This window comes from Bacteroides sp. CAG:633 (assembly GCF_000435115.1).
Taxonomy (GTDB): Bacteria; Bacteroidota; Bacteroidia; order Bacteroidales; family Bacteroidaceae; genus Bacteroides; species Bacteroides ndongoniae.
The window spans coordinates 52,034-64,014 of sequence record NZ_FR883129.1 but is presented as its reverse complement, the minus strand read 5'-3'; the positions used below and the strand labels follow the sequence as shown (position 1 = coordinate 64,014).

At 50.1% G+C, this 11,981-nt stretch carries 5 protein-coding genes; all 5 read left to right on the top strand.

Annotation, left to right across the window (positions count from 1 at the left end; genetic code table 11):
* A partial coding sequence (locus QVP67_RS12845) for an alpha-L-arabinofuranosidase C-terminal domain-containing protein (protein ID WP_288180186.1) occupies positions 1–1,764 on the top strand: 1,764 nt, incomplete at its 5' end.
* A gap of 113 nt (positions 1,765–1,877) precedes the next feature.
* Positions 1,878–4,976, top strand: coding sequence for a glycoside hydrolase family 2 TIM barrel-domain containing protein (locus tag QVP67_RS12840; RefSeq protein ID WP_022163964.1), 3,099 nt, complete (start codon positions 1,878–1,880; stop codon positions 4,974–4,976).
* Positions 4,977–5,126: 150 nt separating this feature from the next.
* Complete coding sequence (locus tag QVP67_RS12835) at positions 5,127–7,370, top strand: S9 family peptidase (protein ID WP_022163963.1); 2,244 nt, start codon at positions 5,127–5,129, stop codon at positions 7,368–7,370.
* Positions 7,371–7,487: 117 nt separating this feature from the next.
* Positions 7,488–8,627, top strand: coding sequence for a glycoside hydrolase family 43 protein (locus QVP67_RS12830; RefSeq protein ID WP_071150836.1), 1,140 nt, complete (start codon positions 7,488–7,490; stop codon positions 8,625–8,627).
* Positions 8,628–9,111: 484 nt separating this feature from the next.
* Positions 9,112–11,910 carry a TonB-dependent receptor gene (locus QVP67_RS12825; protein WP_022163961.1) on the top strand — a complete coding sequence of 933 codons (2,799 nt, stop codon included), beginning with the start codon at positions 9,112–9,114 and terminating at the stop codon, positions 11,908–11,910.
* The last annotated feature ends 71 nt before the right edge of the window (positions 11,911–11,981 follow it).

Here is an 11,981-nt window from a genome sequence, read left to right as displayed (position 1 = left end):
GTGAAGAACCGTTCGTTCGAGTTCCCGCAACCGTTTGTAGGGTGGGTACCCTTCGGACAGGTAACGGTAGAGGACGAGAAACCTTGCTTCGACCGCAATCCGCACTACATCCGTATTGTCAACGACGGCCGTCTGCTGCGTGCCGGCATCGACAACGAAGGCTACCGTGGCATCGGTCTGAAGCAGGGTGAGGAATACCGCTTCTCGGTCTATGCCCGCACACCCGATGCTACGCCGGTGAAGTTGTCTGTCGAGCTGGTCAACTCCAATGCTGAAAACCCCGTAAAGAAGGAAATCGAAATCAAGGGACAGGAGTGGCAGAAGGTAACAGTCGTGCTGAAGTCTTCCTTTACCGATGCTCATTCGCGCCTGCGCATTGTGGTGCAGAGTAAAGGTACGGTCGATTTGGACCATATCTCCCTCTTCCCGGTTAATACTTGGAAGCAACGTGAAAACGGTTTGCGTGCTGACCTGGTACAGGCACTGTACGACCTGAATCCGGGTGTCTTCCGTTTCCCCGGTGGATGTATCATCGAGGGTAACAGTTTGGCTACGCGCTATCAGTGGAAGAACTCGGTCGGTCCGGTCGAAAACCGTCCGCTGAACGAGAACCGCTGGAACTATACATTCAAGCACAAAGCTTTCCCCGACTATTTCCAAAGCTTGGGTCTGGGCTTCTACGAATACTTCCTGCTGAGCGAGGACATTGGTGCCGAACCGCTTCCGGTAGTGAGCTGCGGTCTTTCGTGCCAGTACGAGAGCAACGAAATCGTTCCCCTCGACCAGCTTGATCCCTACGTGCAGGATGCGCTCGACCTGATAGAGTTTGCCAACGGTGATGTGAATACCACCTGGGGTAAGGTACGTGCTGACATGGGCCACCCTGCTCCCTTCAACCTGAAGATGATTGCCGTCGGCAATGAGCAGTGGGGCGAAGTCTATCCCGAACGGCTCGAAGTCTTTACGAAAGCCATCCGTGCCAAGTATCCCGACATTAAGGTTGTTGGTTCTTCCGGCCCCAGTGCAGGTGGCGAACAGTTCGACTATCTGTGGCCCGAAATGAAACGTATCGGTGTCGATCTGGTGGACGAACACTACTATATGGCTCCCGACTGGTTCCTGGCCAACGCAGCCCGCTACGACAGTTACGACCGTAAGGGTCCGAAAGTGTTTGCCGGCGAATATGCCGCACACGATCATGCCAGCGGCAAGGCTAACAATCTGTATGCCGCACTTTCCGAAGCAGCCTTCATGACCGGACTGGAACGCAATGCCGATGTGGTTCATCTGGCCACTTACGCTCCGTTGTTTGCACACGTGGATGCCTGGCAGTGGAATCCGGACCTTATCTGGTTCGACAACCTGCGTATGATGCGCACCCCCAACTACTACGTGCAGCAGATGTACGGCATGAATACCGGAACCGATGTGCTGAAGTTGCAGATGGACGGCAAGCCCGTCACCGGACAGGACAGCCTTTACGCGACAGCGGCTTGGGACGAACCCACAGGCGAAATCATCGTCAAGTTGGTGAATGTGGCAAGTCATCCTGCCGAGGTGAAGATAGACTTTACCGGTTTGAAGAAGCGTCAGCTCGTTTCGGGTACTTGCACTTATCTGCACGACGGCGACTTGAAGACGGTCAATACACTGGAACAGGAAACTCTTGTTCCGCGCGTTCGTCCGGTACAAGTGAAAGGTCAGACGCTCGAATTGCAGCTTCCGGAACACTTTTTTGGGGTCTATCGTTTGCAATTGAATTAAATTGCCCCTATTTTGAAACATATTTTTCCTGTTTGTAACAGCATTTCCCTTATCTTTGTAGCGGCGTGGAAAGAAAAACACTCCATGCTGCTACAAACATAAAAAATTATATCATGAAGAAACAACTCATTACAGGACTGTTTGCCGCCTTGGCCGTGAGCGGCAGTGCACAGTCTTTCAAGGAATGGCAGGATCCGCAGGTGAATGCAGTGAACCGTGCTCCGATGCACGCCAACTATTTTGCTTACGAGTCGGCCGACGCGGCAGCTAAGGAAAACATGAAGCAGTCTTCCAACTATATGACCATGAATGGGCTGTGGAAGTTCTTCTGGGTGAAAGATGCCGATGCTCGTCCTACAGACTTCTGGAAAGTCGGTTTTAACGACAAAGGCTGGGATGACATGCGAGTGCCTGCCATGTGGGAACTAAATGGTTATGGCGACCCTATTTACGTCAATGTAGGCTATGCTTGGCGCAATCAGTACAAAAACAATCCTCCCGAAGTTCCTACTGCTAATAATCACGTAGGTTCGTATCGTCGCGAATTTGTCATTCCCGCTTCGTGGAAAGGCAAGGACATCATTGCACACTTCGGTTCCGTTACTTCCAACATGTATTTGTGGGTAAACGGTAAGTACGTAGGCTATAGCGAAGACAGCAAGCTGGAAGCCGAATTCGACCTGACTTCTTATCTGAAGCCCGGCCAGAAAAACCTGATTGCTTTCCAGGTATTCCGCTGGTGCGACGGCACTTATCTTGAAGATCAGGACTTCTTCCGTTATAGCGGTGTAGGTCGCGACTGTTATTTCTACGCTCGCGACAAGAAACGTATTCAGGACATCCGTGTCACTCCCGACCTTGATGCCGAATACAAGAACGGTTCTCTGTCTGTTAAGCTTGACCTGAAGGGCAGCGGAACAGTCAATCTGGAACTGCTCGATGCAGCAGGTAAGCAAGTGGCTACAGCAACAGCCAAAGGTAGCTCGACCACAGTGCTCAATGTTGAGAACCCCAATAAGTGGAGTGCCGAGACACCTTATTTATATACATTGCGTGCCACACTTCAGGGCAGCAACGAAGTAATTCCCGTAAAAGTAGGTTTCCGTAAGATCGAACAGAAGAACGGACAGATTCTGGTCAACGGTCAGGCAGTGCTGTTCAAGGGTGCCAACCGTCATGAAATGGACCCCGATGGCGGATATGTCGTATCGCCCGAGCGTATGTTGCAGGACATCCAGATGATGAAGAAATTCAATATCAATGCTGTACGTACGTGTCACTATCCCGATGCTAATCTGTGGTACGATCTGTGCGACAAGTACGGTATCTACGTAGTAGCCGAGGCTAATGTCGAATCTCACGGTATGGGATATGGCGAATCTACACTGGCACGTCGTGATGACTATGCAAAAGCTCACATGGAACGTAACCAACGCAACGTGCAACGTGGTTTCAATCACCCCAGTATCATCTTCTGGTCACTTGGTAACGAAGCAGGCTTCGGCCCGAACTTCGAAGCTGCCTATCGCTGGATCAAGTCGGAAGACACCAGCCGTCCCGTACAGTACGAGCAGGCACATGGTAATGAATTTACCGATGTTTACTGTCCGATGTATGCCGACTACAGACATATGGAAGAATACGCTAAGCGCAACGATCTGACAAAGCCGTTGATACAGTGTGAATATGCGCACGCTATGGGTAACTCGCAAGGCGGATTCAAGGAATATTGGGACCTCATCCGCAAGTATCCTCACTTGCAGGGTGGTTTCATTTGGGACTTTGTCGATCAGTCTGTACGTTGGAAAGGTAAAGATGGCGTATCCATTTATGCTTACGGAGGCGACTTCAACCGTTTCGATGCTTCCGACAACAACTTCTGCGACAACGGACTTATCAGCCCCGACCGTGTGCCTAATCCGCACATGTATGAAGTAGGTTACTACTATCAGAACATCTGGACCACACCGGCCAACCTTGCACAGGGCGAAATCAATGTCTACAACGAAAACTTCTTCCGCGACCTTTCTGCCTACTACATGGAGTGGGTTGTATTGGCCAACGGAAAAGCCGTTCGCAGCGGACGTGTCGAGAACCTGAACGTTGCACCTCACCAGACTGCCAAGATAAAGCTTGACCTGGGTAAGGTTTGCGAGTGCAAAGAGTGGCTCTTGAACGTGACTTATCGCCTGAAACAAAAAGAAGGTGTATTGCCTGCCGGATATGCTGTAGCTAAAGACCAGCTCGTGTTGAATGCTTACAAGGCTCCTGCGCTTGAACTGAAAAACGTAGAAACCGTCAATGTAGAAACCGTTGTTCCCCAAGTTCAGGAAAACGATTGGAATTATCTGATTGTAAACGGTGAAGACTTCCGCATGGAATTTAATAAACACAGCGGTTACTTGAGTCGTTACCGTGTAGCAGGTTTGGAACTGATGAACGAGGGCGCAGCACTTACTCCTAACTTCTGGCGTGCTCCGACCGATAATGATATGGGTGCAGGTTTGCAGCATAAATATGCTGTATGGAAGAACCCGGAACTGAAGCTGACTTCTTTCAAATGGGAAAGCAAGGACGGACAGATCGTGGTATATGCCGACTATGATATGAAGCAAGTATCTGCTAAGATGAACCTGACTTACGTCATCAACAACAAGGGAGCTGTTAAAGTTACTCAGAAGATGACAGTAGATCCGCAGGCAAAAGTATCTCCGATGTTCCGTTTCGGAATGCAGATGCAGATGCCGAAGTCGTTCGAGACAGTTGAATACTATGGTCGTGGTCCGATTGAGAACTACAGCGACCGTAACCATAGCACCGATCTGGGCATTTACCGCCAGTCGGTAGACGAACAGTTCTATTCTTACATTCGTCCGCAGGAGAACGGAACAAAGACTGATATCCGTTGGTGGAAGCAGTTGAATGCAGCCAACCGTGGTTTGCAGATTGTAGCCGACGCACCTTTCTCGGCTTCTGCACTGCATTATACCATCGAATCGCTTGACGATGGTTGGGGTAAAGACCAGCGTCACTCTCCCGAAGTGGAAGAAGCTGACCTGACCAACCTCTGTATCGATAAAGCACAGATGGGCTTGGGCTGTGTGAACAGCTGGGGAGCATGGCCATTGCCGCAGTATCAGGTTCCTTATGCAGACTATGAGTTCTCGTTTGTACTGACTCCGGTGTGCAACAGTGTGAAAATGGATTATTAATAGCAGACTCTGATACAGAATAAGATCGTATCACCTGTTAACGTATAGTTTGAGGCACGGATCATACGGCATTTCACAGAATGGTTGATTGATACTTCTGTGGCATTCCGTAACATCCGTGCCTCTCTTTTATGCATAACGTATCTTTCTATGAAGTTATTTCGATTAAGTTTATGGTTGCTCGGGGTGATGTGCTGTTGCGGCACAGCTCTGGCACAGGGTACGGCTGAGGACTATCGCCGTGCCTATTCGTTGAGGGAGAAATATAGTGCTAACAAAGTGTATTACTCCAACGTGGTTCCCAGCTGGATAGACGGGACTCACAGTTTCTGGTATGTGCGTCGTACGCCTGAAGGACGTATATATGTTCTGGTAAATGCCGATAAGAGCTCGCGGAAAGAATTATTCGACCACAAACGGCTGGCCGAAGCTCTTTCTGCTTCTTCCGGGCAGAAAGTCGAATCGACTGCTCTTTCGCTGGAACGGCTTTCGGTAAGCAGTGGACTGGATACGCTCCGGTTTGCTTTTGCCGGACACAAGTGGATGTATGCTGTGCGGAAGAATCGTCTGACGGACCAAGGGGCTGTGCCTGCGCCGGGCAAACAGCGTCACTGGATGGAGGTAGACGATGAGAAAACGGCTGCTCCGGTAGTATCGCCGGATGGTAAGTATACTGCTTTCATCAAGAACCATAATATATATGTAAAAGAACAGGCCACCGGAAAGGAACGTCAGCTTAGTATAGACGGAACGCTGGGCAATTATTATTCAGCCTACATTCGTTGGTCGCCCGACAGCAAGAAGGTGGCTGCCTGCAAGATACGGCCTGTGGAGAAACGCTACGTATACTACGTGGAATCGTCACCCAAGGACCAGTTACAACCCCGTTTGCATAAGCAGGAGTATGCCAAACCCGGCGACGAACTGCCTTTCAAGGTGCCTTGCATTTACGAAGTGGAAACCGGGAAGGCCATACAGCCTTCGACCGAACTGTTCGATCGCCAGTACGACTTGTGGGGACCACAGTGGGACAGCGACAGCCGGGCAGTGACTTTTGAGTATAATCAGCGTGGACATCAGGTGTATCGCGTGTTGGAGCTTTCGGCCGAAACAGGAAAAGTGCGTCCACTGATTGAGGAAACCAGTGAGAAGTACGTGAATTATCCCTTGCGCTACCGTTACGACTTGCAGGATGGCAAACACATTATTTGGGCAAGCGAGCGGGACAACTGGAATCACCTGTACATGTACGACCGTACAACGGGAAAAGTTGTCAACCAGATAACGAAAGGCGAATGGTATGTTCGCCAGGTAGTGCGGGTGGACGAGGCAAACCGTCAGATTTATTTTTCGGCCAACGGTGTACAGCCCGACGAAGATCCCTATCTGATACGCTATTATCGCATTGGTTTCGATGGTACAGGACTGACTTGCCTGACACCCGACGAGGGAATGCATCAGGCCTGGTTCTCGGACGATATGCGCTACCTGGTTGATGTGTATTCGATGGTAGATAAAGCGCCGGTGGCTGTGTTGCGCAGTGCAACCGACGGTCGTGTAGTGATGCCGCTCGAACAGGCCGACATCAGCCGTCTTGTTGCTGAGGGCTGGAAGGCTCCAGAAGTGTTTACGGCAAAGGGACGTGACGGAAAGACCGACATGTGGGGCATTATCATCCGACCTACGAACTTCGACCCCAATAAGAAATATCCGGTACTGGAATACATCTATCAGGGACCGGGCAGCCAGTATGTGCCCAAGACATTTACTCCCTACAACTGGTACATGACCTCGATTGCCGAATTGGGCTTCATTGTGGTGATGGTGGACGGTATGGGTACTTCGTTCCGTTCACGCAGCTTCGAAAACGTCTGCTACAAGAATCTGAAGGATGCCGGACTGCCCGATCACATAGCTTGGATAAAGGCTGCTGCCGCAAAGTATCCTTATATGGACATCGATCGCGTGGGCATCTATGGCTGTTCGGCCGGTGGACAGGAGTCGATGACGGCTGTACTGTTCCATCCGGAGTTCTATAAAGCCGCTTACTCGGCCTGTGGCTGCCACGATAACCGCATGGATAAAATCTGGTGGAACGAACTGTGGCTGGGCTATCCTGTAGGCGAACAGTATCGGGAAGGCTCAAACGTTGAGAATGCCCACCTGTTGACCCGTCCGCTGATGCTAGTAGTGGGCGAGATGGACGACAACGTAGATCCGGCTTCGACCATGCAGGTGGTGAATGCGCTGATCAAGGCGAACAAAGACTTTGAACTGGTTGTCATTCCCGGAGCACGACATACGATGGGCGAGGATTTCGGCGAGCACAAACGTTACGATTTCTTTGTAAGGAACCTGCTCAAGGTAAATCCGCCTGCGTGGGACGAACTTTGAAACATTTCTTCGTATTTATGACACAATCCTATACCTCGAAATAAGGCATTTACAGCTAACTTTGTCCATGGTTATTGAAAAACATAAAGAAACTGAATGACAAAGACTGAAGTGCTTATGAAGAAGTATCTGTTATCCGTATGGATGTTGCTGGCCTGCCTGCTGGGCAGCTGCGCTCACACAAAAAACGGCAAAGCCGACGCAGCAGGCGGCACCATTGTGCCTGCCGGAGTTTGGAACGATGTGGACGGAACCTATATTAACGCTCATGGCGGCGGGGTTCTCTATTACGAGGGAAAATATTATTGGTTTGGCGAACACCGGCCGGATGAAGGATTCTCGACCAAAGTGGGCGTGAACTGTTATTCGTCCGATGATTTGTGTCACTGGAAGTACGAAGGCGTAGCTCTTGCTGTTTCCGACAAGGCAGGCGACGACATCGAGGTGGGTTGCATCATGGAGCGTCCCAAGGTGATATACAATGCGCGTACGAAGAAGTTTGTCATGTGGTTCCACCTTGAACTGAAAGGAAAAGGTTACGAGGCTGCCCGTGCCGCACTGGCTGTCAGCGATACGCCTGCCGGGCCATATCGCTACGTCGGTTCCGGCCGTGTGAATCCCGGCATCTATCCGGAAAACATGACAGACGAAGAACGTGCGACGGAATGGAACATGGACGAATATAAAGAATGGTGGACACCCCGCTGGCGCGAGGCCGTGAACAAAGGACTGTTTGTGAAGCGCGACCTGGCTGGCGGACAAATGTCGCGCGACATGACTCTTTTTGTCGATGACGACGGAAAGGCGTATCACATCTATTCGTCCGAGGAGAATCTGACCTTGCAGATAGCCGAATTGACAGACGACTACCAAGGACATACGGGCCGGTATATCCGTATCTTCCCCGGCGGACACAACGAGGCGCCTGCCATCTTCAAGCACGATGGCCTGTATTGGATGATTACTTCGGGCTGTACGGGTTGGGATCCGAACGAGGCGCGTATGTTTTCGGCCACTTCCATCTGGGGACCGTGGACGCAGCATCCCAGTCCGATGGTGGGTCCGGATGCAGAGAAAACCTTCGGCGGACAGAGTACTTTCGTGTTGCCGGTAGGCGAAGGACAGTATATTTTCATGGCCGATGTATGGAAACCGAAGAGCCTGATGTACTCTGCTTACATCTGGTTGCCGATTCGCTTCAACGAGGCCGGAATGCCCGTAATTGAGTGGAAAGATCGTTGGAATTTGCAATTTTGAATGATTTTTGCCATAATCTGACCGATTTATGCTACTTTCGAATGAATAGTATATGTATATTTGCATAGTCTAAAGACATTAATACTGTATAGTTAAGATTGTATTTCATATAGGAATTAGTGATAAGGAAAAAGACTGTTAGTTTTAAGTAATCGTTTTTAATAGGTATTTTTAACTAAGGCAGGGCTGTCTCTCCCGCGAGGGGTTGAGACGGCCTTTTTTTATGCCCTTTTTTCTCCCTTTGTTCGACATAAGTGTTGCTCGCGAGCCGTACAAGTGTCTCTCGCGAGCCATACAAGTGCCTCTCACAAGCCCTTTCTGGCAGGGTTTTTGAGGGGGGAAGGGAGTAGTGCCGGCCCTTCTTCTTTTCCAGTGCATGTAACATGTTTGTCACAATTTTGTTATCCATTCTTCAATGTTTCGCAAGATGCACGTAACGCCACCCCCGTACTTTTGCGGCAAAATATTAACAGCGAAAACAAGTATGAAACAGATTGTAAAAGCGTGCTTATTTTTATTTATGTTTATGGGCGTCAGCGGTGTGAGCTTGGCTGACGAAAAAGCAAATGAAACGAAACAAGGGACCATCCGCGGCCGTATCGTCGATGCGTCCAAACAAATTCTCCCGGGTGCTTCTGTCTATATTGAGAAACTGCACACAGGTGTGACGAGCGACGTCAACGGATTCTACACATTCTCCAACCTTGACCCGGGAACTTATACTGTCAAGGTGACCTACGTGGGCTATACACCCGTAGAAATGAAAATCACCATTCCCGAAGGCAAAACGCTGGATAAGGATGTCGTACTGAATGAAGGAGTCGAACTTCAGGAAGTAGTTGTAGGCGGTGCCTTCCACGGTCAGCGCCGTGCTTTGAGTTCGCAAAAGAACAGTCTGGGAGTTACCAATGTGGTATCGGCCGATCAGGTGGGCAAGTTTCCCGATTCGAACATTGGTGACGCATTGAAGCGTATCAGTGGTATCAACGTACAGTACGACCAGGGCGAGGCTCGTTTCGGACAAGTACGCGGAACGAGTGCCGACCTCAGCTCGGTTACTATCAATGGCAACCGTGTCCCTTCGGCCGAAGGCGAAACACGTAGCGTGCAGCTCGACCTTATTCCTTCGGATATGATTCAGACCATCGAGGTAAATAAGGTGGTGACTCCGGATATGGACGCCGATGCTATTGGCGGTAGCATCAACCTTGTCACCAAAAACTCGCCTTATAAACGTATCATTGCCGCAACTGCCGGAACCGGTTACAACTGGGTGAGCGGTAAGGCTGCCCTGAACTTGGGCTTCACCTACGGTGACCGTTTCTTCAACGACAAACTGGGTCTGATGGTATCAGCTTCCTATCAGAACAATCCTGCCGGTAGCGACGACGTGGAGATGGCTTACGAGAAGAACGACAACGGCGATGTGGTAATCGACGAATACGAAGTACGCCAGTATTACGTCACTCGCGAGCGTCAGAGCTATTCGCTGGCTCTTGACTGGGAAATCAACGCCAACCATCGTATAGACTTTAAAGGTATCTTCAACAACCGTAACGACTGGGAGAACCGCTACCGCCACACCTATAAGTGGGACGACGAGACTCCTAACGAATATGAAGTAATCTACGAAACCAAGTCCGGTGGTCCCGATCAGCGTTATGCCCGTCTGGAACGTCAGCGCACGATGGACTTCACACTGGGTGGTGAACACCTTTTCGGCAAACTGAAAATGGACTGGAAAGCTTCGTATGCGCAAGCCGGCGAAGAACGTCCGCACGAGCGTTACCTGGCCTTTAAGAAAGAAGGCATTGCCATGAATACCGACTGGAGCGACATCCGCCGCCCCTACATGTCGCCTGCCGACGGACAGGACATTCTGCTGAATGCTACTAACAGCAATGAGTTTGAGTTGGACGAACTGACCGAACAGTTCGAAGACATCAAGGAGAAAGACCTGAAGTTCAGCCTCAACTTCGAGTTGCCCTTAGCCAAAGGCCGTTATGCCAACAAACTGAAATTCGGTGCCAAGGTAGTGGACAAAGACAAGAACAAATGGATTGACTTCTACGAATACAAACCTACGGACGAGGATGCCTTCCTTACCGACGCCCTGGGTCATCTGCAAAACGAAGACCGCGACGGATACATGGCTGGCGACCGTTACAAGGTAGGCAACTTTGTAGAGAAAGAATATGTGGGCGATCTCAACCTGACCGATGCCAACAGCTTTGAGCAGGAAACCAAATACGACGAAATGTGCGAGAACTTCGAAGCACACGAAACGGTCAGCGCCGGTTACCTCCGCTTCGACCAGCAGTTGGGCAAAAAGTGGAACCTGATGGCCGGTCTGCGTCTGGAGAACACACACGTCACTTACAGCGGCTACATATATGATGATGGTAAGGAGAGCGATAAGGACGAAAGTTTCACCAAGACTTCCGAACGATCGAAGAGTTATCTCAATGTGCTTCCTTCTGTATTGCTGAAGTACGATGCCAGCGAAGACTTCAAGGTACGTGCCTCTTTCACCAATACCCTGGCCCGACCCAAATATGCCAACCTGGTGCCCAACGTTATTATCGATAAGGAAGACATTGCTTTCGGTAACCCCGAACTGAATCCGACCCTTAGCTACAACTTCGACCTCAGTGCCGAATACTACTTCAAGAGTGTCGGTCTGGTCAGTGCAGGTCTGTTCTACAAGAAAATCAACGACTTCATCGTTGACTACCGTCAGAACGATTACGAATACAAAGGCGTGACCTACGAAGAAATGAAGCAACCCCGCAATGCAGGCGATGCCGACCTCTTCGGTGTAGAAATAGCTTATCAACGCGATTTCGGTTTCATCGCTCCTGCACTGAAGTGCATCGGATTCTATGGTAACTATACTTATACGTACAGCAAGGTGAAGAACTTCAACTTCGAAGGCCGCGAGAACGAAGACCTGCGTATGCCCGGCTCACCCGAACACACAGCCAACGCTTCGCTCTACTTCGACAAGGCTGGTTTCAACGTTCGCCTGAGCTATAACTTCGCCAGCGACTTCATCGACGAAGTTGGCGAGGAAGCCTTCTACGACCGCTATTATGACAAAGTGAACTATCTGGACCTGAACGCCAGCTATACTTTCGGCAAGAAACTGAAAACTACCTTCTATGCCGAAGCCACCAACCTGCTGAACCAACCCTTGCGTTACTATCAGGGAACTCCCGACCGCTCTATGCAGGCCGAATACTACGGAGTACGTGTCAATGCCGGTTTCAAAATCAATTTCTGATTCAGATAAGATTGAAAGATGACTCTATATCGCTCATTTGTTAAATAATTGCAGTTCAAGAAAGAGGGGGG